We start from the raw sequence: 19,436 nt of genomic DNA on the forward strand, positions 1-19,436 counted from the left end.
CAGCGGCGGTGCAGATGCCCCTGGTAGGGGGCGAGGATGCCGATCCGGCGGGGCCAGAGCGGGGCGACCTGCTGCCAGGTGGCGGCGCGGGCGTAGCGGCGGACCGCGTTGCGGTCCAGGTCGAGGTGGCGTCCGATCGCGCGCAGGGCCATCCCTTCCTGGAGCAGGGCGTGGACGGTGGTGTGAAGGCGGCGGGTGCGGGCGGCCGTGAGGCCGCCGGGGGTTCGGGGCGCGGTCGTCTCGTCGTCGGGTTCGGGCAGGCAGTCGCGGTGCGCGGCGACCACTTCGTAGATCTTGCGGCCGAGATTCTGCCACAGGTGGAAGCGGTCGCTGACCTGGACGGCCTGTGGCGCGCCGGTGGTGATGGCACTGCGGTAGGTCATCGAGCCGTCGCGGCAGACCACCTCGATGTCCGGGTGGGCGCGCAGCCAGGCGGCGGTGGATTCGGCGTCGCGGGTGTCCCAGGCGTCGACCGGCAGGCGGGTCTCCGCGTCGATGATGAGGGTGGCGTAGCGGCGGGAGCGGCGCAAAGCGAAGTCGTCCACGGCGATCACCCGCAACGTCGGTGTCGGCGGGTCGGGGATCTTCATCAGGCAGGTGAGCAGGCTTGCCCAGCTCAGGGCGTGGTGCAGGTGGAGCAGCAGTCGCGAACCCGCCTTCCCGGCCAGTGCCGTGGCAACCGCCGCCACGATCGCCTGCAGCCCGGCGGTGCGGCGCTGGTAACGCACCGTCAGCCCCGCGATCTGCTCGGCGAAAGTGACCTTCGCGCAAGCAGGGTTCTCGCAGTACAGGCGGCGAACCGACAGATCGATCCGCACCGGACGGCCGCCGACCGCCTCGTCGGCGACATGCCGCTCGTACCGGCTGTGCTCCCAGGCGGAAGAGCGGCCACAGCCCGTGCACACGGCCGGTCCCGCCCGGGACCGCGCGGAGATCACCACCACCGCCCCGCAGTCCTCGACCGACCCGACCTCCACAGCCATGAGCTGCGGCAACAGCGTCAACACATCGTCACACATCGACAGCATCGCGCCGGAACAGGGAAATGTCACGGCTCAGCCGAATCGATCAACGACTACGAAAATCTTGTATGAGCCCGGAACCGCACCCACCGGGGGCTCGGCCCGACCGCCGCCGACACCATCACCGGGGTGCCGGATGATGAAGTTCCGTAGCCCGGAAATGGGTACCGGCCGTGTCGTATGGAGCGGGACTAGCGACGCTTGGGGTGGTCGCGGCCAGGACGTAGCCGATGCGCTCGGCTGTCGCGGCGAGATGGGTGACCTCGGTGATGGGTTCGTTCCATGACCACCAGAACAGCCATTGGTCGTGTTTCGGTGCTGCGGAGATGATTTCGGACATGGTGGTGGCTTCGGGGTTGATCACGCGCAGGCGCGGTAGCCGGTCGTCTTGGGTGAGCAGGCGAGTGTGCAGGCCGAGGTGTTGCAGCGCCTTTTGCAGGTTGTCGAGGTGAGTGGCGGCTTCGGCGGCCATAGCGGGATCGATGGGGTCGGGCATGGTGGACTCCGAAAGGTGGTGGATGGCGGCTGGGACCGTCGCTCACGGGCTGGGCGCGGAGGGCCGCTGCGGGTGTTCGGGATGTGGCCGGTTGCGGTGGGCGGCTCGCTGCTCCAGGGAAACCGCCCGCAGGGGGCCGCGAGGCCGGCGATCCAGCGGTCCCGCGACGCAGCCGGTTAGACCGGGGCGCTGAACAGCTCCTCCAGTTGCGCCGGGGTGGGCTGGCGGTCGAGGTGACACCAGACCAGGCGCAGCCCTCTTGGCGGTTTCTGGTGGCTTCCCCACCGTCCGCGCGATAGGCGTTCCACGATTGCCAGTCCGCGCCCATGCTCGGAGTACAAATTCGCGGTCTGAGGCGGAATGTTCGTCGGGACCGTGCACACCGATCCGGGATCGGTTACCGCTAGCCGGAGGTAGTTCGGTGCCTGCGACAGCTCGAGCGTGATCGCATCAGCATCGTCACCACTGCTGGAGACGTTGGAGTATCGGACGGCGTTGGTGACCAGCTCTGAGGCCGCCAGGGTCACGATCTCCAGGGCGGGATGTTCGGCGGTGAGCCGCTCGGTGATCGCTTCGCGAGCCAGATACGGGGCCCGGTCGCTGAGCGCGAGCCGGAAAGCGCCAAGTTCGTGCAGATCGACCCGTGGAGATGGGACGTAGATCACCGTATCCTCCTCGCTCGCAACGGGAGCGCGCAGCAGCTTCGACATTTCAGGTCTCCATCCGTGTGCATGGCACGGCGTATTCGTTCCAGGGATGCGCGAGCAAGATTCGCGGGACGTTTATGCCGTTCAGCAGTAGCGTGGCCAGCGCGGGGAGTCGAAGTCCATATTCCGCGTTGGACGCACGTTCCCCGCCATTTCCCCGGGCTGCGGGGAAAAGCAGGGAAAACTATCTCGGGCGCACGGAGGCGACGGTGGGCGAAGAGACCTTCGGGCAGGTCCTACGTGATCTACGCGGCAACCGCACCCTCGAAGCGGTGGCACATGCGGCGGGCATCTCCACCAGCTACGTCTACAAACTGGAAAACGATCAAAGGAAGCCAACCCGTACAGTGGTCGAAGCGCTGGAAGTCGCGACCAATGCACAAGGCGCGCTTATCGAGGCATCTGGCAGAAGTGGTAAGAAACACGCTCCAAATGCGGATACTTTCCCTCCTGTCGCCACCACGAGCCCAGTGCGTACTCTGGATATAAACGACCATTGCGGGGAAACCGGGGAGGACGCCACGGAACGCCGACGGCTGTTCGGACTGGCCGCCAGTGCGGGAATCGTCGGCTTCGACGAGATCGTCCGACAGGAACTCGACCACACGACCGATCGGCCTCGCAGTGCCGAGGACTGGGACATCACGCGGGCCGATCACCTGCACGCCCTGCGCACACGGCCACCCGCCCAGGTCATCAAGGACCTGTCGATCGACCTGTACGCCCTACGGCAGCAGATGCACATAACGTCTGGCGACGAGCTGACCGAGCTGTACCGAGTAGCGGCCTTGCTGGCCGTCATCCAGGCCAACGCGCTGACCCGAGTCAGCGACCACGGGGCTGCCATCCGCTGGTGGAGCACCGCCCGTAAGACCGCTGACGCTTCCAGAGACCTTGAGCTCCGTCTTCTGGTTCGCAGCGAAGAGGCAATTCACGGTCTGTACGGGCAGCGAGAACCTGAGACCGTCCTACGGCTGATCGAGAACGCTCGCCGGATCAGCCGTCGTCCATGGCCGCGGCTCATGACCGCCAGAGCAAAGGCGCTGGCGCTGCTGCATCGCTCCACGGAAGCGGCCGATACTCTGCGCGATCTCCATGATCACATGGACAAGGGGATCGTCGGAGATCGCTGGGACTTCTTCAAGCCGGATCAGATCCCGTTCGCCGAAAGCTGGGTAGCCGCCTACTCGCACAACGAGGCAGCGGCGGACGCTGCCCGCGACCGGGTTCTTCAGATCATTCCCGAGCGGTCCTACCAGTACCGCATGAACGCCGTACTCCATGAGGCGATCAGCACCGCGGCGCTTGGCGGCGCGGACGAGGGCGCCAGACTCGCAGCCGAGCTGATCGCCTCACTGCCCGCCGGCTTCCGGACCAACCACATCCGGGAGACGGCGCGCATGGTCTTGCGCGCGGTACCGCTTGAGCAGCGGGAACGTCCAGCAGTAGGGGAGTTGCGCTCACTGCTGACCATCGAGGCCTGACCGGCGGTGGCGTCGCGAAACCCTTCCCCAGACCGACTCGGCAGATCTCGCGCCGGGAAGATCGTCGCCCGTTACGGTGCTGGCATGCTGGTGCGTTTGCTGTGGGAGCCTCTGCCCGAGTCGTGGCCCGTTGCGGAGGCTCCGCGGCCAGCGGGGCTGCGAGGGATGATCGCTTGGGCGCGGAAGGTCGCTGAGGGCTTGCCGCAGCACGACGACCTTGAGCGGCGAGTGCGGCGGGCAGCGATACAGGCGATCGTCCGCGAGGCTTTCCAGCAGACGGTAGCTGAGCAAGATAGCGAGCATCGGGGCCCGGCCGAGTTCGCCGACGCCTGGAAAGTTCGTCTGGCCGCGCTCCTGGCGCAGACGAGCGTCGAGATAACGGGCTGGGGCGAGATCACCATCGCTGAGCTGGATATCAACCTGGGATGGAGTCTGCACGCCGCGGCCAGCCGCGCCCGAGCGGAAACGATCGCGCGGGCGGCTGCGACGCCCAGCCGCCTTCGCGGGGCAGATGACGGGTCAACCTCATCGTTTGATTTCTCAATCGCCGCCGATGGGGCAGGTTCGCTCGGGCGCGTCCAGTATGCGACCTGCGAACCCTGCTGTATCGGCCTGCTGAGGAAAATCAGCTTTTCGCCCGAGTGGCACTGCTGCGGGTTGGGCACGCTGGCCCTGCGCGAGTTGGAGACCCGTCACCCGGCCCTGACCTGGTACACCACCGGGCAGTACGCGCATGCCCGGGGCTTTTACGACCGCTACCGTGACGGCAGCAGCAGCCCGTGGACGGCGAGCCAGCACCCCTGTCCGCACTTTTGACTGCTCGATTCGGTGTGAGTCGGTGGGCCATACTCTGGCGGAAGCGTCCACCTCATCCTCACGGTCAATCGGTGCTCGTGGCCGCCGTGCGGGAGAAAGAGGGCTTATCCCAGGTAGCCGGAGCGGGATACCCATACGGAGGGACGGCAGGTGCCGAAGGTACGTCCCTGGCACAATTTGAAGACGGTGATACGGCTGATCATGGTGGAGTCGGTCCCGCAGCCCCAACGGGCTCCGTTGGTGTCAACAACGGTCCATTTCTGCAGGTAGTTGGTCGCGTACTCGACTCGCACGGCCTGCCCGTCATCATGCAAATCGCACACTTCGATGTGCTGACGATCGGCCGAGACGGTGACCGATCCCCAACCCGCGTCATCCTGCCAACCACCTGCTGGTTGCGCAGAAGCGGGTGAGGGGGCGACAGCGATGATGGCGAAGGCGACGGCCGCCAGGGAAAGGCGAGTGGACATGAGCGAACCGTTCCGGTGAAGAGGCTAGGCGACGGTGTCACTCTGGACCTCACGATGCGCTGAGATCTCGCACGTCGACCGGGCTGACGACATAGTTTGATCAACACTTGGTCGCCACCTCAACAATTGCGTGAGGCCGGCGGCGGACCTGGTCTTCCAGCTACTGCGGCGCCGACTCCCCGGTGCTCAGCGGGTGTTCTGTGAGCTGGGTTCAAGGTAAGTGCTCATGCCGGTTCGGCGATTCCAGCCTCGCTCATGCTCTCGATTGCGGTCAGCGCCTCCTCCACGTGTTCGTGGGTGCGGATGGCGACCATGGCGCCGGTGATCTCCAGGATGCGGGCCACCCTTGGTTGCAGTCCAGCCAGGTGTACGGCGCCGCCGCGGGCTTGGGCGAGCACCGCGGCGGCGAGCAGGACGGCCAGGCCGGAGCTGTCCAGGAAGGACAGGTTGCCGGCATCGATGATCAGATGGTCGTCCAGGCTGCGGCGTACCAGGTCGAGGTAGGTTTCCAGGTCACGCGAGGTGGTGACGTCCACCTCGCCGGCGATCGTGATCACGCACGCGCCGGACTGGTAGCGGTGGGTCAGTTTCATGGCAGCCTCCGCAGGTGCGGCGACGGTGCAGGGGGACGGAGCAGGGCCGTGATCGCGGCTTGCGCGCTGGGGTGGATGTCGAGCGCATCCCACACTTCGGTGATCTGTAGGAGGCGGGCGGGCAGATCTTGTACGGCGGCCAGGTGTAAGGTGCCGCCTTGCCGGCGTACGTCGCCGTGCACGCGGAGCAGGACGTGCAGGCCGGTGCTGTCCATGAAGGTGAGCTCGCCCAAGTCGAGGACAACGGGTCGGCCGGGCTGCCGTATCCGGCCGATGTAGGTTTCCAGGTCGTCAGAGTTGGTGGCGTCCAGTTCCCCGGCCACGATGATGACCACGCCTAGAGTGAATGGCTGGCAGTCAAGGCTCAAGGGCGGCATCATGGCCTCGCCGAAGTTCGGGGCGTAGAAGGCGGAGCGATGGAGATCATCACCGTCTTGGGGGAGTCGGCTGGAGTAATGCGGCGGCCACAGGCCGTCACCGTCGAGCCTAGAGCTGAACTCGGATGCAGGAAAGCCAGATCGCCACAGGGGCTTGGGGTAGGCAGTTGTATCCGAATCGACGGTGAGCGCATCGAGAGATCAGCCGCTTACGTAGATCTTCCTCACGCTCTTGGGTGCGGCCGTCTAATGCAGAAAAGTCCAGATAGAGGCGGGCAGTAGGTGAGCGGTGCCGCTTGTCTGCGTACACACACTTACCGATCACTGGTAGGCATTCATCCAAAGCCGGGCTGGATTGCCGGAGGTCTGCCAATTGCCCACGCTGAGATCACCGCAGGACTGCGGCGGGTATGAGGTTGTCGGATCAGGCCGGTGGGGCGTTACCGGTCGGACGGTCGGTGCCGGCAGCCAGGGCCAGGGCCGTCTTGCGTTCACGTTCGGCCGCCCGGCGGTGCCAGGCGGCCCGCCGGCGGTGCTTGTCGATGTCGCCGATGCCGCGCTCGGCGCAGGCGTCGTGCTGCCGGGCGGTGCTTTGGTGCGTGTCCGCGGCGGCCTCATGAGCCAGGGCCCGCCATCGGGCGGCCTCGGCGGCCCAGGCGGCGTCGTGCACGATGACGGGTGGTGATGTCAGGCCGGGAGCCGGGGTGTTGCTTGTGCGGCGGGCGAGGTGCTGCAGCCGGTCGCGGAGCTCGGCTAGGCATTCGGCCGCCAGCATGGCCCCCTGTCCGGCCGCGTGGGCGAGGAGACGGTGTCGATCGTCGGTGTCCATGCTGCACCCCGGTGCACGGTCAGGTTGAGGGTGGCTCTCACGCTAGCGCCGGGCAGGGCTCGACGGGAGGTCGCCCCTGCTCTGGTGTCATGGGTACGGTCAACTGGCCGCGGACCGGTGGATCACATCCTGCGGCGCGCTCGGCTTGGCGCTGCAGCTGGCTCCGCACCGGCTCGTACAACGATGACCGGCTGGACGGTTCGGCTGGGCCGTGCTGTGGTGCGGGCTGGATAAGCCGGGGTGCCGGGGGCCAGGGAACACGCAGCAGCGTCAGCAGCAGAACTTGAGGTAGTTCTGCAGGTCGCCGAGGATGTGGGCGACGCTGTCGCGGTCGCCGCGATACAGCACTTCCTTGCCGTCGCGGCGGGAGGTGACGATGCCGCCGCGGCGGAGCAGGGCGAGTTGCTGGGAGGCGGCGGACTGGCTGATGCCGGCATGTTCGGCGATCTGGTTGACCGACAGCTCGGCGCCCTGGGCGAACAGCAGCATGATCTGCTGGCGTCCCGGGTTGGCCAGGGCCTTGAGGAAGTCCTGGGCGGCCTGCGGCAGCTGTGGAACGCACGTGGCACCCGTCGTCGTGGTTGGCGGTGTCGTGGCCTCGGCCATGTTTGCTCCCTCCTGTCCCTGCACCTTACTCTCATACCAACTTATTGACATATTATAAAATGACGGTACGTTCTGCGACATGTCCATTGACAGCGACTCCGTCCTGATCGTCGGGGCCGGGCAGTCCGGCCTGGCCGCCGCGCACGCCTCCCTGCAGCAAGGGCTACGGCCTGTACTGCTGGAGGCTTCAGACCGGCCGGCCGGGTCTTGGCCGCGCTACTACGACAGCCTCGCCTTGTTCTCGCCCGCCTGCTACAGCAGCCTGCCCGGCATGCCCTTCGGTGGCGACCCTGAGCGCTACCCGCGCCGCGACGAGGTCGTCGCCTACCTCGAACGCTACGCCGCCGCCCTGATCGAGCGCGGCGCCGAACTGCGTAGCGACACCCGCGTCGAAGCTGTCCGCCCCGTCGGCGAGTCCGGCACGAGCGGCTTCCTTGTACGCCTGGCCGACGGGCGGGAACTGACCGCCTCGGCCGTTATCGCAGCCAGTGGCTCCTTCGACCTTCCGCACCGGCCCGCCCTACCTGGCCTGGACGCCTTCGCCGGCCCGGTGCTGCACGTCGCCGACTACCGCTCGCCGGACTCGCTGCCGGGCGAGCACGTTGTCGTGGTCGGGGCGGGCAACTCGGCGGTCCAGGTCGCGCACGAGCTGGCCGCCGAGCGGCGGGTGACGCTGGCCAGCCGGGCGCCGATCCGCTTCGTCGAGCAGCGCCCACTCGGCCGGGACCTGCACTTTTGGTTCCGCCTGACCGGGTTCGACCGGCTGCCGCTGGCCCGCGCGGAGACTCCGCCCGCCTCGCCGGTGCTCGATGACGGTCGCTACCGCCGGGCGCTGCGCGAGGGCCGCTACACGCGCAAGGCGATGTTCGCCCGGCTCGACGACGATCACGCGGTCTGGCCCGACGGCCGGAGCGAGCGCGTCGATGCGGTGTTGCTAGCCACCGGCTACCGGCCGAACCTGCCCTACCTTGCTGGCCTGGGCGCACTCGACGCTGATGGGCATCCTCGCCAGCGCCGTGGCCTGTCCGTGACCCATCCCGGTCTCGGCTACTTGGGCCTGGAGTGGCAGCGCACCCCGTCCTCCAACACGCTGCGCGGGGTCGGTGTCGACGCCCGCCGTGTTGTCGCCACACTCGCCCGCCACCTGCGCGGAAGTCGCCGGCATGCCCGCGTGTGATCGGCATCACCTCACACCCGGTGATTAGATACTGCTCTAATTTGACATGCCTCTAAGCTGTCGGGCATCCTGCCGACAAGGCTACTTAGATAGCCTTCAAAACAACGCGGGGCGGCACAGCTCCGCGCAACTACGAGGAGATGCGTCATGAGCGGATGCTGCGGTCCTACCGCCGTCGAACTGGAGCCCAGCCGCCAGGCCGCACAGCCCGGTGACCTGCCCGTCGTGGTCATCGGCGCCGGTCCGATCGGCCTGGCCGCCGCGGCCCACCTCGCGGAACGGGGTCTCGACTTCGCGGTACTCGAGGCCGGGGAACAGGCGGGCGCGTCGGTGGCCCAATGGGGCCACGTGCGGGTGTTCAGCCCGTGGAAGTACAACATCGACGCCGCCGCCCGCCGCCTGCTCGAAGCCGACGGCTGGAGCTCCCCCGATCCGGAGTGGCTGCCGACCGGCGCTGAGCTCATTGGCGATTACCTGGCGCCGCTGGCCAAGCTGTTCGGCGACCGGGTCCGCACCGGCACGAAGGTAAGCGCGATCAGCCGCCTCGGCTACGACCGGGTGCGCACCGCGGGCCGCGATGCGGCGCCGTTCCTGATCCGGCTGGCCGACGGGAGTGAGCTGCACGCCCGCGCGATCATCGATGCCTCCGGCACCTACACCACCCCGAACGTGCTCGGCGCGTCGGGTTTGCCCGCCCACGGCGAGGCCGATGCGGCGGAGCTGGTCGACCACGCGCTGCCCGATCTGCTCGGCGCCGACCGCGACCGTTACTCCGGCAAGCATGTGCTGGTCGTCGGCGCCGGTCACTCGGCCGCCACCACGCTGCTCGCCCTCGCCCAGCTCGAGGACACCCCGATCACCTGGGCGATTCGCGCGGGCAACGCCAGCCGCGCCTACGGCGGCGGTGAGGCGGACGCGCTGCCCGCGCGCGGCGCGCTTGGCACCCGTCTGCACGCCCACGTCGAAAGCGGCCGAATCCGCCTGGTGACCGGCTTCTTCACGCACGCCATCGAACGCGACGGCGAGCAGGTACGGGTGATCAGCCGCGACCCGTCCGGCCACGAGCAGAGCGTGACCGTGGACCAGATCGTCAGCGCGACCGGTTACCGCCCCGACCACTCCATCGCCGGCGAGCTGCGCCTCGACCTCGACCCGATCCTCGGCTCCACTCGCGCGCTGGCGCCGTTGATCGACCCGAACGCGCACTCCTGTGGCACCGTCCCGGCGCACGGCGCCGAGGAGCTCGCGCACCCCGAGGACGGCTACTACGCCGTCGGGGTCAAGAGCTACGGCCGCGCCCCGACCTTCCTGCTGGCCACCGGCTATGAGCAGGCCCGCTCGGTGGTCGCGGCGCTGGCCGGCGACTGGGAGGCCGCCCGCGACGTGCAACTGGACCTGCCGGAGACCGGCGTGTGCTCCTCCAGCCTGGCCGAGGCCCAGGAGCAGCGGGTCGGCCTGGCCACCGGCATCAGCGGCGGCCTGCTCGGCACCCCGCTGCCGCTGGCTACCGCCGGGGCCGCCCAGGGCGGCGGCTGCTGCGGCTGACCTGCGCACCCCTTGCCCGCCGCCTCATCCGCTTGAAGGAGCGCCTCATGCCCGCCGCCGATTCTCTCGCCGCCTCGATCGGCGGCGAGAGCGGCCCTCTTACCCTGCCGGGCCGCCCTTCAGACAGCGATTGGCGGCTGGTGACGGCGCTGGCCGTCACTCAGACCATCGGCTTCGGCGTGCTGTACTACAGCTTCTCGGTACTGCTCACGCCCATGAGCCGCGACCTGGGCGCGAGCGCCTCGCAGGTGTCGCTGGCGCTGACGACCTCGGTGCTCATCGCGGCGCTGGGCGCACCATTGGCGGGCCGCTGGCTGGACGCGCGCGGCGGGCGCGCCCTCATGACGGCGGGCTCGGTACTCGGCACGCTGGCGCTGCTGGCCTGGTCGCAGGTGCACACCGTGGCCCAGCTGTACGCGGTGTTCGTGGCCGTCGGCGTCGCGTCGGCGATGGTGCTGTACGAGGCGGCCTTCGCCGTCATCGTCGCCCGCTTCGCCGCCCCGACCCGCGCCACCGCGCTGCTCGCCCTCACCGCGGTGGCCGGGTTCGCCTCCACCATCTTCATGCCGCTGACCGGAGCGCTGACGGCGACGTACGGCTGGCGCCAGGCTCTGATCATCCTCGCCCTGCTCTACGGTACGGCCGCCATCCCGCTGCACGCCCTGGCCGTCCGCCGGCCCCTCGCGGGCCGGATCATGCCGTCGGCACCGACTCCTACCTCGGCCGCCACCTCCGTTCCCGCTCCACTCCGGAGTGGAGCGGGCGAGCGGGCGGCGCTGGTGCGCACCGCCACCCGCCAGGCGGCCTTCTGGCTGCTGGCCGCCGCCTTCACCCTGCACGGCATCGGCGTATCCACCATCTCGGTCCTGCTCATCACCTGCCTGATCCACCTCGGCCACCCGCCGCTGCTGGCTGCGAGCGTGGCCGGGCTGCTCGGCATACTGTCGGTCACCGGCCGGCTGATCACCACCGGCCTGCAGCGCCGCCTGCCCGCCGCGCTGCTCGCCGCCGCCATCTTCGCCCTGCAGGCCGTGGCCGCCGCCGCGCTGCCGCTGGTCGGGGCCACCACCACCGGCGCGGTCGCCGCGGTGCTGCTGTTCGGGCTCGGTTTCGGCGTGGGCACCATTACCAAGCCGCACCTGCTGACCGAACGCTGGGGTACCACCGCCTACGCCAGCCTGTCCGGCCGCCTGGCCCTGCCCGCCACCGTGGCCAAGGCCGTCAGCCCGGCCGCCGCGCTGGCCGTCGCGCAGGTGGCCGGGTACGGCTGGGTGATGGCCGCCGTCACGCTGGCCTGCCTGGTCGCCGCCGCCGCGCTGGTCGGCTACCACCGCCTATCATTTAGACGAACGTCGAATCATCCGTCAGTCTCGGAGGCTCCCGCATGACCGCCACCAGCCTGCCCCTCGTCCCGAAGAGCAAGGACGCGCAGGACGCGGTGTGCTGCGCGCCGATCACCCGCCAGCCGCTCGGCGAAGCTGAGGCGGCCGAACTGGCCGTGCTGCTCAAGGCGGTGGCCGACCCGGTCCGGCTGCGGCTGCTGTCCATGATCGGCTCCCATGCCGGTGGCGAGGTGTGCGTGTGCGACCTGACCGGCGCTTTCGACCTGACCGCCCCGACGATCTCCCATCACCTGAAGATCTTGCGCGCCGCCGGGCTGATCAACGGCGACCGCCGAGGCACCTGGGTCTACTACCGCATCATCCCGGAGACGGTGAACAAGCTCGGCGCTCTGTTCACGCCGCTGGCCGGGGCCGGTCCGACGCCTGCTCCCGGCCGGGGGACAGGGAGCTCATCACCACCTGAGGTGGGCCGGAGGTCGCGCGAGGATCACCGGTAGGAGATGCCGCGCTCCTGGAATAGCTGGAAGCCCCGCTCGATCACGAGCGTGGCCGCCACGGTGCACCAGAACAGGCTGCTGATCGAGCCGGTGACGCGCACGAGCGCGATGTCGTCGTTGCGGGCGACGATCTCCTTGTCCAGCATGGACATCGTGCCGAAGGTGTCGCCATGGGCCAGAGCGCTGCAGCCGCTCCACACCGCCTGCGCGACATCGCCGCCGAGCCGGGGAGTGAGCTCCCCGGCCTCGCGCACGATGGCTGTGTAGGTGGCCGCCACGGTCTTCAACGTCTTGGCGGCCTCCTCGGCCGGATGCCCGGCCGAGGCGAGCAGGTCGACCAGACGCTGCTGCCGCTCCTGCAGCGTCTTGGACGCCGGGTTGTTGAGCAGTTCGCGCATCCGCTCGGCGTCCTTGGTCTCCTTGAACTGCAGCGCCAGACGGCGCGTGACGCGGGTCAGCCTGTCTTTCGGCCCGAGCACCCAGACCGCCCGGGCACCGTTCTCAACGGCCCCGCGCAGCAGCGACGACTGGGCGTGCGTGTGGATGCGCACCTCCAGCCGGTCGCCGTCCAGCTGACCCACCAGGGACGAGCGCAGGCATCCGATATGGTCCATCGCCACGGTGAGGGCGTGCCAGGCGGAATGCGACACCTCGAAGGGGTGTGTCTTGGCGTCGTCTCCGGCCAGCGGGCTCCGCGGGTCAATCTGCCAACGGCCGGAGTCCTCCCCGGTCAGCTTCTGCCACGGCTCCAGGCGCTCCAGATGGTCCAGCAGACGGCGGAGGTCACGCTGCTCATCAGTGTTCACATCCTGAGACGCTACGGCGCAACCCGGGTCGAGCGCGAGACGTTTTCCACCTCTCGCCTCCCGGCCGACAGCGCCCGAGATCGCGCCTTTGTGGGCCGGTGATCGTCACAACGCCTGTAAGTGCGTTGCTGCGGTTCCGCAGCCGTGGCCATCATGGACAGCCACGGCCGTGAGAGCAGGGCCAGGAGAGGCTGGCGAGGAAGGGCTACACGATCACGATGGCGACCAACGACCACACCGTGCCGCGAATGTATCTGCGGCACTTCGCCCGCCAGAAGAAGAAGGCAAGCACCAACTGGTTCATCAGAGCCCGCGCTCTGACGGACCTCGATCGGACCTTCGAAGCGAACATCACGCACGTGGCGTCCGTCACCGACTTCTACGGAGCACGCGCGGAAGCGTTGCTGTCGGACATCGAGACCCGTGCCGCCCCGGTCTTTCGCGCCGTTCTGGACGACCCCTCAGGAGCGCTTCCCCGCACGTGGCCCTTGAAGAGGGAAGACAGGTCGTGGATGGCCTGGTGGATCGCCGCCCAGATGGTCCGCACCACCCGTCAACGCCGACGTCTGGCCTCCTTGGCCGCAGCGGCGGATGCCGGCCAACCGCCGCTGGAGATGCCGCACTCCCTCAAGTCCCTGGCCGGCCGAGACGCTCACCTGCGGTTCATGGCAGATCAGCTCGCCGTGCTGGCTCAGATCGTCTATAACCGTCCCTGGGGGCTCGGGTTCAGCGACGCGTGCCTGTGGACCAGCGACGTTCCCGTGGTGATCCTCAACGGCCACGACGACGAAGACCAGCTCCGTGCCGCGATCTACTGGGATGTGATCCTGCCGCTGGACCCTCACCGGTTCCTCATCCTCCCCGGCCTCGCCACGCTGGGTGACGACCCTGACAAGCAGCGGGACCACTTGACGAAGTTCCCCGGCGGCCTCGGCCTGTGGATCAACGGAGTCATCTACGACGCGGCCGACAGCCATCTCTACTGCCACCCCGATCATGACCCGCTGCCGTTCCTCGGCGCCCACCTGGGCCGCGGCCGGTTGCCTGCGCCGTGGAGCGGGGAAGAGCAGTCGGATCGCCCCTCCCCCTCCTACCTCGTCGAATACTCGGCTCTGGGCAAGAACCTCACCGTCGAAAGACGTTGGCTGAACGAGCACCCACCCGCTCCTCCGGCCGCGGCCGAGGAGGTCGCCGGGCCTGCGCCGGTCACGAGATGAGCTCGGCAATCAGCTTTTCCACCCGAGTACGGATCTCATCGCGGACCTGCCGCACCATCTCGATGCCCTGGCCCGCCGGATCATCGAGCTTCCAGTCCTCGTAGCGTTTACCAGGAAAGACGGGGCAGGCATCGCCGCAGCCCATGGTAATCACGGCGTCGGATGCCTCGACCGCGTCGACGGTGAGGACCTTGGGCTGCTCGCTGGTGATGTCGATGCCCACTTCGCGCATCGCCTCGATGGCGACGGGGTTGACCTGGTCGGCCGGAGCCGATCCTGCGGAGCGGACCACGATGCGGCCTGCGGCCAGGTGGGTGAGCCATCCGGCGGCCATCTGGGAGCGTCCGGCGTTGTGCACGCACACGAACAGCACGCTGGGCTTCTCAGCCATGGGACAAACCTTTCTTCAGGATGAGGACGGCGGGGGCGGCAGCGTGGCGGCGGAGACGGCGCCGAAGGCGGCACCGCACAGCAGAGCGATCACCATGTTGTCCACGAACAGGTAGACCAGCGCGGTCCACACCACGGCGGCCAGGACACCCCAGGCGATGCGATGCCCGGCCGCCCAGCTCCACACGCCGATCAGCACTCTCACCGCACCGGCTATGTGCTCGTGCCGAACAGGCGGCGGCCGGCCAGGCTGACGTAGACCAGGGCGACCAGGACGGGGACCTCGATGAGCGGGCCGACCACGCCGGCCAGGGCCTGGCCGGAGGTGACGCCGAAGACGCCGACTGCCACGGCGATGGCCAGCTCGAAGTTGTTGCCGGCGGCGGTGAAGGCCAGCGTGGTCGTCTTGTCGTACGGTAGGCCGATCGCCCGGCCGGTCAGGAAGCCGCCGCCCCACATGAGGGCGAAGTAGGCCAGCAGTGGCAGGGCGATGCGGGCCACGTCGCCGGGCTGGGAGGTGATGGTGTGGCCTTGCAGGGCGAACAGGATGGCGATGGTGAACAGTAGCCCGTACAGGGCGATGGGGCTGATGCGCGGCAGGAAGCGCTGCTCGTACCAGTCCCGGCCACGGGCGCGTTCGCCCAGCTTGCGTGAGGCGTAACCGGCGACCAGCGGGATGCCCAGGAAGACCAGCACGTAGAAGGCGATGTCGAAGGCCGACACCTCCAGCGCTGACTGCGGCAGGCCGAGCCAGCCGGGCAGCACCTGCAGGTAGAACCATCCCAGGGCGCCGAAAGTGATCACCTGGAAGAGGGAGTTGAGCGCGACCAGGACGGCGGCGGCCTCGCGGTTACCGCAGGCCAGGTCGTTCCAGATGAGCACCATGGCGATGCACCGGGCGAGCCCGACGATGATCAGGCCGGTGCGGTACTCGGGCAGATCCGGCAGGAAGATCCAGGCCAGGGCGAACATCAGGGCGGGGCCGAGCACCCAGTTGAGCAGCAGCGAGGAGACCAGCAGTCGGCGGTCGCCGGTGACGGCGCCAAGGCGGTCATAGCGGACCTTGGCCAGCACCGGGTACATCATCAGCAGCAGGCCGAGCGCGATCGGCAGCGAGATTTGCCCGATCTGGACGGCGTCCAGCGCGGCATCCAGGCCGGGCACCTGACGGCCGAGCAGCAGCCCGGCGGCCATGGCGACGATGATCCACACCGGCAGGAACCGATCCAGTACCGACAGAGCGCCGATCACCCCGGTTGGTGGCGCGGTGGCCTGTGCAGGTTGAGCCGACATCACTGCGCCGCCGCAGCGGCCGTCACGCGGGCGGGCCCGTCGGCAGGTCCGCTGGTGGGCAGGGTCAGCAGCGCCGACAGTTCGCCCAGCGTCTCGGGCACCAGTCGGTAGTACACCCAGGAGGCGCGCCGCTCGGAGGTCAGCAGCCCGACTTCCTTGAGGACTTTCAGGTGGTGGCTGATGGTCGGCTGGGATAGCTCGAACGCGCCGGTGATGTTGCACACGCACACCTCGCCGCCGGCGCGGCTGGCCACGATCGACAGGATGCGCAGCCGCACCGGATCGCCCAGTGCCTTGAACACCCGCGCCACCCCGGCCGCCTGCTTGACGTCGAGCGGCTCGCGGGTCAGCGGCGGGCTGCACTCCAAGATCCTCAGAGGTTCCACGGCTCTCCATATAGACATTCATCGAAATCGACTCATGCCTATATTGACACATATCGAAGTCAAGAGGAACGGGGGCGCCGCAGGAGAGAGCAAAGCCGACGATGGCAAAGGCCCCGCCGCGCGGCGGGACCTGCCCAGGATGAGTACCGGTGTGGGTAATCCCCCGTCAGGTTCCGGTCGCGCCGCTGCGCCGCTCGATCAGCAGCACGTCCCGCCATACGCCGTGGTGGCGGCCGAGCCGCTCGCGAGTGCCGACCACGCGGAAGCCGAGCGTCTCGTGCAGGGCCAGGCTGGCGGCGTTCTCGGGGAAGACGCCGGACTGGATCGTCCAGACGCCGGCGTCCTCGCCGGCCGCGATGAACGTGCTCAGCAGGGCGCGGCCGATGCCGTGCGCCTGGCAGCCGGGATGGACGTAGATGCTGTGCTCGACCACTCCCGTGTAGACGGGTCAGGACGACACCGGCGAGGCGCCACCCAGCCGACCACTTGCCCGGTGCCGGTGTCGGCGGCCACGTAGCGCAGGTGTGGCAGCCGGGCTGCGGTGAAGCCCTCCCAGCTCGGCGCGACGCTCTCGAAGCTGGCCTGCCCGGTGTCCAGGCCCGCCTGGTATATGGCCAGCACCTGGTCGGCGTCGGATGCGCGCATCGGCCGGATCTCCAGGCCCTGCCCGGCGGCGGGCTTGACCGCCTGCACGATCGCCGAGCGAATCCCGTCGCCGTGATCGGCGGTCGGCGCGATCCGCACGCCGACGAACCCGGCCGCCGCCAGCAGCTCGCGGTAGGCGGTGACCGGCAGCGCCCCGGCCGCGCAGCCGACGCGCTGCTCGGCCGCCCGGCGGCGCTCCGGATCGAGCTCGCCGTCCACCACCACGTCGCTGACGCCGAACCGGCCGCCCGGCCGCAGCACCCGGAACGCCTCGGCCAGGACCACCGCCTTGTCCTCGGACAGGTTGATCACGCAGTTGGAGATGACCACGTCCACTACCCGGCCCGGCAGCGGCACCCGCTCGATCGTGCCGTGCAGGAACTCGGCGTTGCTCACCCCCGCCTGCTCGGCGTTGCGACGGGCCAACGCCAGCATGTCGGGGCTGGCGTCCAACCCGTACACGGTGCCGGACGGGCCGACGCGGCGCGCCGACAGCAGTACGTCGATCCCGCCGCCCGAGCCAAGGTCCAGCACAGTCTCTCCGGCGCGCAGCTCGGCGACGGCCACCGGGTTGCCGCAGCCCAGGCTTGCCCGCACCGCCGTCACGGGCAGCGCGCTGGTGTCGTCGTAGCCGGCCGCGCCGAAACCGCCGCGCTCGAACTCGGCCGCCGAGCAGTCGGTGACGTCCTGGCCGTCCAGCGCGGCGCGCGCCAGAGCCGAATAGCGTGCCACGACCTCGTCCTGCGCCATGGGAGGCTCCTTCACTCACATGTGGGCGCGGCCGGAACCGGTTTGCCCATCACCACGTCGGCCGCCGTCGGAAAGCAGCTCACGCATGCCTCGTTGATCCGGTACAGGCTGGCGGTGCCCTGCCGCTCGACCAGCACGAACCGCACCTCGGCCAGGATCTTCAAATGGTGCGACACGGTGGACTGGCCCACCCCCGACACGGCCACGATCTCACCCACGCTCATCGGTGCCCGCCGCCGCGCCAGCAGCGACACGATCTGGATCCGCGTGGCATCGGCCAGGGCCTTGAACCAGCTCGCGTACTCCTCGGCCTCTGCCCTGTCCAGCGGCTGCATACTCTTCATCGTTAATCGACGATAGTGGATGAACGGAGATCGCGCCAGAACTTCACATACGTGTACGCTCGGACCCTATGTAGCGATCTTGAGTTAGGGTGATGACTGTGAGTATGACGATCAGCCCAGCCGTCGCGAAGGTCTTACAAGCCTTCCTGCGCGACCCCGACGAGCCGCAATACGGCTTCACCCTCATGACAGACACCGGCCTTGCCAGCGGATCCCTCTACCCAATCCTGGGCCGCCTGAAGAAGAACGGCTGGATCACCGCCTCCACCGAGGACATCGACCCCCGCGTCGAAGGCCGACCCGCCCGCCGCTACTACACCCTTACCTCCGACGGGCTCATTGCGGCCCGGCTGGAGATGGCGGCCGCCAGCGAACTGCTGCGCCCGCCCGGCTGGTTCCCCGCCCGCCCGCAGGTCGAGGGGCACTAGTGGCCACCATCATCGAGCACCTCATCCTGGCGATCATCGCCGCCGTCATTGTCGAGATCGTTAAAGCGCGGGCACGCAAGCACTATCAGAGCCTGCCGTTCCTGATTCTGCGCCTGGCCCGCCTAACGCTGCCACGCGATCTCCGTGTGGAGTTTTACGACGAGGTCTGGGCGCCGGACCTGTACTACCAGCTCACCGCCAGCGGCCAGAGGGTGCTGGTCCGCTTCGCCCGCAGCATGCGCTTCTCCCTCTCGCTGCTGCTGACCGCTCGTAGCATCGCCTTGGCCGATACTGGGAGGCCGACCTTACGCGCTCGGATGCTTGGCGGATACCAGCTTTTCCCGCGCAGGCTGCGCTGGATGTGCTGGCAACTCGTCGCCTTCGCCGTCGTGGGCACCCCCTTGATGATCATCGTTTTGTACTTCCCCGCGGAGATCTTCGACCTACCAACACGCATCGTGGGGGTGGTGGTAGTGCCGCTTTTCGTCCTCGTGCAGGCTCGGATGGTGATCCGCACGCTGCTTCGGGCCTATGAGCTTTCGGTTCAAGGCCGCAGCTTCGCGTTCGCCCCTGCACGTCCGCTGAACTTGTGGCCTCGTCGACGACGGCACACGTCTCCTCCGGCCCGCGAAAAGATCCTCGACTCCTACGGGTTCATCATCAGCAAGACCGACGAGGACCCGCCCCTTGTGTCGGAACACCTGCCGGAAAACGTTTGATCACCTATGTGCGCGATAATCCTTCCCCGCTTGATGCAGGGCTTGGCCAGCGCATGTATCGGTGCGTTGAGCCATGCAAGGTGGACGGTCGACGCGTCGACCGTGCGTGAACTCGGCCGAGAGCGGCTTGGTCACCGCTTGGGCGGGTCTGCGGTCAAGTCGGGCGTGTCCCGCCCACCAAGTCTCCCACCATGCCCTTCGGCTGGGCGTCACTCGGGTCTACCTTTACGACCGGCCCCGGCCACCCGATATCCGGCAGCGCAAACCGGCTCATTCCGATTACGCCATCGGTCCGCCGATGTGCCGGACGCGTGCCGAAGAGCATGTGACGAGCAAGAACTCGGCCGTCTCCGCCTCGAAAAAGAGGGCCGAGTATCGAGAAAGTGCAGGTCGGATGGGGTGTGGAGTGGTAGGGCGCCCGGGGCTCGAACCCGGAACCTACGGATTAAAAGTCCGCAGCTCTGCCAATTGAGCTAACGCCCCTCGCAACAGCAAG

25 protein-coding genes and 1 tRNA gene are annotated in these 19,436 nt (G+C 68.4%); 9 read left to right on the forward strand and 17 right to left on the reverse strand.

The features are described from left to right. The 3 genes from ITP53_RS03355 to ITP53_RS03365 form a co-directional block, all read right to left on the reverse strand. The coding region (locus ITP53_RS03355; protein WP_195893785.1) for an ISL3 family transposase at window positions 1–1,019 on the reverse strand (1,019 nt) is incomplete at its 3' end. 124 nt (window positions 1,020–1,143) lie between these two features. Beyond that, the gene (locus ITP53_RS03360) at window positions 1,144–1,518 is read right to left on the reverse strand and encodes a hypothetical protein (protein WP_195893786.1); all 375 of its coding nucleotides are present in this window, start codon (window positions 1,516–1,518) and stop codon (window positions 1,144–1,146) included. Between the two features lie 176 nt (window positions 1,519–1,694). Further along, the gene (locus ITP53_RS03365) at window positions 1,695–2,228 is read right to left on the reverse strand and encodes an ATP-binding protein (protein WP_195893787.1); all 534 of its coding nucleotides are present in this window, start codon (window positions 2,226–2,228) and stop codon (window positions 1,695–1,697) included. 206 nt (window positions 2,229–2,434) lie between these two features. Between ITP53_RS03365 and ITP53_RS03370 the strand changes: the two genes are divergently transcribed. Together ITP53_RS03370 and ITP53_RS03375 are read left to right on the forward strand one after the other, a co-directional pair. Beyond that, the gene (locus tag ITP53_RS03370) at window positions 2,435–3,709 is read left to right on the forward strand and encodes a helix-turn-helix domain-containing protein (RefSeq protein WP_195893788.1); all 1,275 of its coding nucleotides are present in this window, start codon (window positions 2,435–2,437) and stop codon (window positions 3,707–3,709) included. 84 nt (window positions 3,710–3,793) lie between these two features. Continuing rightward, entirely contained in the window at window positions 3,794–4,525 is a 732-nt protein-coding gene (locus ITP53_RS03375) for a GNAT family protein (RefSeq protein ID WP_195893789.1), read from the forward strand. A 104-nt stretch (window positions 4,526–4,629) separates the two neighbouring features. On the opposite strand, the gene ITP53_RS03380 is transcribed toward ITP53_RS03375, so the two are convergent. The 5 genes from ITP53_RS03380 to ITP53_RS03400 all read right to left on the reverse strand — a co-directional run bounded on the left by ITP53_RS03380 (window position 4,630) and on the right by ITP53_RS03400 (window position 7,400). Beyond that, a complete protein-coding gene (locus tag ITP53_RS03380; protein WP_195893790.1) occupies window positions 4,630–4,995 on the reverse strand; it encodes a hypothetical protein in 366 nt (121 codons plus the stop codon). Between the two features lie 224 nt (window positions 4,996–5,219). Continuing rightward, complete coding sequence (locus ITP53_RS03385; protein WP_195893791.1) at window positions 5,220–5,588, reverse strand: STAS domain-containing protein; 369 nt, start codon at window positions 5,586–5,588, stop codon at window positions 5,220–5,222. Continuing rightward, window positions 5,585–5,923 (reverse strand): STAS domain-containing protein, encoded by a 339-nt coding sequence (locus ITP53_RS03390; protein ID WP_195893792.1) that lies wholly within the window; start codon window positions 5,921–5,923, stop codon window positions 5,585–5,587. Before ITP53_RS03390 ends, ITP53_RS03385 begins: the two co-directional genes overlap by 4 nt. 466 nt (window positions 5,924–6,389) lie before the next feature. Continuing rightward, complete coding sequence (locus tag ITP53_RS03395; RefSeq protein ID WP_195893793.1) at window positions 6,390–6,794, reverse strand: hypothetical protein; 405 nt, start codon at window positions 6,792–6,794, stop codon at window positions 6,390–6,392. 270 nt (window positions 6,795–7,064) lie between these two features. Further along, complete coding sequence (locus ITP53_RS03400) at window positions 7,065–7,400, reverse strand: ArsR/SmtB family transcription factor (protein WP_195893794.1); 336 nt, start codon at window positions 7,398–7,400, stop codon at window positions 7,065–7,067. 79 nt (window positions 7,401–7,479) lie between these two features. Between ITP53_RS03400 and ITP53_RS03405 the strand changes: the two genes are divergently transcribed. The 4 genes from ITP53_RS03405 (at window position 7,480) to ITP53_RS03420 (ending at window position 11,962) form a co-directional block, all read left to right on the forward strand. Further along, window positions 7,480–8,577: a flavin-containing monooxygenase gene (locus ITP53_RS03405; RefSeq protein WP_195893795.1), complete on the forward strand. Its 1,098-nt coding sequence runs from the start codon at window positions 7,480–7,482 to the stop codon at window positions 8,575–8,577. 147 nt (window positions 8,578–8,724) lie between these two features. After that, complete coding sequence (locus ITP53_RS03410; RefSeq protein WP_195893796.1) at window positions 8,725–10,122, forward strand: FAD-dependent oxidoreductase; 1,398 nt, start codon at window positions 8,725–8,727, stop codon at window positions 10,120–10,122. A 47-nt stretch (window positions 10,123–10,169) separates the two neighbouring features. Next, window positions 10,170–11,510, forward strand: a complete 1,341-nt coding sequence (locus ITP53_RS03415) for an MFS transporter (protein ID WP_195893797.1) — start codon at window positions 10,170–10,172, stop codon at window positions 11,508–11,510. Continuing rightward, window positions 11,507–11,962 (forward strand): ArsR/SmtB family transcription factor, encoded by a 456-nt coding sequence (locus ITP53_RS03420; protein ID WP_195893798.1) that lies wholly within the window; start codon window positions 11,507–11,509, stop codon window positions 11,960–11,962. Before ITP53_RS03415 ends, ITP53_RS03420 begins: the two co-directional genes overlap by 4 nt. Here the strand turns inward: ITP53_RS03420 and ITP53_RS03425 are convergent. Next, window positions 11,953–12,768: a hypothetical protein gene (locus ITP53_RS03425; protein ID WP_195893799.1), complete on the reverse strand. Its 816-nt coding sequence runs from the start codon at window positions 12,766–12,768 to the stop codon at window positions 11,953–11,955. The genes ITP53_RS03420 and ITP53_RS03425 overlap by 10 nt on opposite strands. A 218-nt stretch (window positions 12,769–12,986) precedes the next feature. Here ITP53_RS03425 and ITP53_RS03430 point away from each other — a divergent pair, with 218 nt between their 5' ends. Then, the gene (locus ITP53_RS03430; protein WP_195893800.1) at window positions 12,987–13,985 is read left to right on the forward strand and encodes a DUF4238 domain-containing protein; all 999 of its coding nucleotides are present in this window, start codon (window positions 12,987–12,989) and stop codon (window positions 13,983–13,985) included. On the opposite strand, the gene ITP53_RS03435 is transcribed toward ITP53_RS03430, so the two are convergent. The 7 genes from ITP53_RS03435 to ITP53_RS03465 form a co-directional block, all read right to left on the reverse strand. Beyond that, complete coding sequence (locus ITP53_RS03435) at window positions 13,975–14,376, reverse strand: arsenate reductase ArsC (RefSeq protein WP_195893801.1); 402 nt, start codon at window positions 14,374–14,376, stop codon at window positions 13,975–13,977. The genes ITP53_RS03430 and ITP53_RS03435 overlap by 11 nt on opposite strands. A gap of 15 nt (window positions 14,377–14,391) precedes the next feature. After that, window positions 14,392–14,580, reverse strand: coding sequence for a hypothetical protein (locus ITP53_RS03440; RefSeq protein ID WP_195893802.1), 189 nt, complete (start codon window positions 14,578–14,580; stop codon window positions 14,392–14,394). 8 nt (window positions 14,581–14,588) lie between these two features. After that, window positions 14,589–15,668 (reverse strand): ACR3 family arsenite efflux transporter, encoded by a 1,080-nt coding sequence (arsB, locus tag ITP53_RS03445; RefSeq protein ID WP_207755490.1) that lies wholly within the window; start codon window positions 15,666–15,668, stop codon window positions 14,589–14,591. Further along, the gene (locus tag ITP53_RS03450; protein WP_195893803.1) at window positions 15,668–16,054 is read right to left on the reverse strand and encodes an ArsR/SmtB family transcription factor; all 387 of its coding nucleotides are present in this window, start codon (window positions 16,052–16,054) and stop codon (window positions 15,668–15,670) included. Before ITP53_RS03450 ends, arsB begins: the two co-directional genes overlap by 1 nt. Before the next feature lie 166 nt (window positions 16,055–16,220). Next, window positions 16,221–16,487, reverse strand: a complete 267-nt coding sequence (locus tag ITP53_RS56950) for a GNAT family N-acetyltransferase (protein WP_195893804.1) — start codon at window positions 16,485–16,487, stop codon at window positions 16,221–16,223. Further along, window positions 16,421–17,449, reverse strand: coding sequence for a methyltransferase domain-containing protein (locus ITP53_RS56955; protein ID WP_195893805.1), 1,029 nt, complete (start codon window positions 17,447–17,449; stop codon window positions 16,421–16,423). Before ITP53_RS56955 ends, ITP53_RS56950 begins: the two co-directional genes overlap by 67 nt. An 11-nt stretch (window positions 17,450–17,460) precedes the next feature. Further along, the gene (locus tag ITP53_RS03465; RefSeq protein ID WP_207755492.1) at window positions 17,461–17,793 is read right to left on the reverse strand and encodes an ArsR/SmtB family transcription factor; all 333 of its coding nucleotides are present in this window, start codon (window positions 17,791–17,793) and stop codon (window positions 17,461–17,463) included. A gap of 104 nt (window positions 17,794–17,897) precedes the next feature. On the opposite strand from ITP53_RS03465, the gene ITP53_RS03470 reads away from it, so the two are divergent. Then, window positions 17,898–18,221, forward strand: coding sequence for a PadR family transcriptional regulator (locus tag ITP53_RS03470; protein WP_236050411.1), 324 nt, complete (start codon window positions 17,898–17,900; stop codon window positions 18,219–18,221). After that, window positions 18,221–18,940: a hypothetical protein gene (locus tag ITP53_RS03475; protein WP_195893807.1), complete on the forward strand. Its 720-nt coding sequence runs from the start codon at window positions 18,221–18,223 to the stop codon at window positions 18,938–18,940. Before ITP53_RS03470 ends, ITP53_RS03475 begins: the two co-directional genes overlap by 1 nt. Before the next feature lie 407 nt (window positions 18,941–19,347). On the opposite strand, the gene ITP53_RS03480 is transcribed toward ITP53_RS03475, so the two are convergent. Then, window positions 19,348–19,423: transfer RNA gene (locus tag ITP53_RS03480), tRNA-Lys, on the reverse strand. Window positions 19,424–19,436 lie beyond the last annotated feature (13 nt).

The organism is Nonomuraea cypriaca (assembly GCF_015645445.1).
Taxonomy (GTDB): Bacteria; Actinomycetota; Actinomycetes; order Streptosporangiales; family Streptosporangiaceae; genus Nonomuraea; species Nonomuraea cypriaca.

Coding starts and splice junctions, on each gene's coding strand:
- ITP53_RS03420 (WP_195893798.1), top strand. CDS start 11,507: ATGACCGCCACCAGCCTGCCCCTCGTCCCGAAGAGCAAGGACGCGCAG.
- ITP53_RS03410 (WP_195893796.1), top strand. CDS start 8,725: ATGAGCGGATGCTGCGGTCCTACCGCCGTCGAACTGGAGCCCAGCCGC.
- ITP53_RS03435 (WP_195893801.1), bottom strand. CDS start 14,376: ATGGCTGAGAAGCCCAGCGTGCTGTTCGTGTGCGTGCACAACGCCGGA.
- ITP53_RS03470 (WP_236050411.1), top strand. CDS start 17,898: ATGACGATCAGCCCAGCCGTCGCGAAGGTCTTACAAGCCTTCCTGCGC.
- ITP53_RS03405 (WP_195893795.1), top strand. CDS start 7,480: ATGTCCATTGACAGCGACTCCGTCCTGATCGTCGGGGCCGGGCAGTCC.
- ITP53_RS03465 (WP_207755492.1), bottom strand. CDS start 17,793: ATGAAGAGTATGCAGCCGCTGGACAGGGCAGAGGCCGAGGAGTACGCG.
- ITP53_RS03415 (WP_195893797.1), top strand. CDS start 10,170: ATGCCCGCCGCCGATTCTCTCGCCGCCTCGATCGGCGGCGAGAGCGGC.
- ITP53_RS56955 (WP_195893805.1), bottom strand. CDS start 17,449: ATGGCGCAGGACGAGGTCGTGGCACGCTATTCGGCTCTGGCGCGCGCC.
- ITP53_RS03375 (WP_195893789.1), top strand. CDS start 3,794: ATGCTGGTGCGTTTGCTGTGGGAGCCTCTGCCCGAGTCGTGGCCCGTT.
- ITP53_RS03385 (WP_195893791.1), bottom strand. CDS start 5,588: ATGAAACTGACCCACCGCTACCAGTCCGGCGCGTGCGTGATCACGATC.
- ITP53_RS03395 (WP_195893793.1), bottom strand. CDS start 6,794: ATGGACACCGACGATCGACACCGTCTCCTCGCCCACGCGGCCGGACAG.
- ITP53_RS03360 (WP_195893786.1), bottom strand. CDS start 1,518: ATGCCCGACCCCATCGATCCCGCTATGGCCGCCGAAGCCGCCACTCAC.
- ITP53_RS03430 (WP_195893800.1), top strand. CDS start 12,987: ATGGCGACCAACGACCACACCGTGCCGCGAATGTATCTGCGGCACTTC.
- ITP53_RS03400 (WP_195893794.1), bottom strand. CDS start 7,400: ATGGCCGAGGCCACGACACCGCCAACCACGACGACGGGTGCCACGTGC.
- arsB (WP_207755490.1), bottom strand. CDS start 15,668: ATGTCGGCTCAACCTGCACAGGCCACCGCGCCACCAACCGGGGTGATC.
- ITP53_RS03365 (WP_195893787.1), bottom strand. CDS start 2,228: ATGTCGAAGCTGCTGCGCGCTCCCGTTGCGAGCGAGGAGGATACGGTG.
- ITP53_RS03380 (WP_195893790.1), bottom strand. CDS start 4,995: ATGTCCACTCGCCTTTCCCTGGCGGCCGTCGCCTTCGCCATCATCGCT.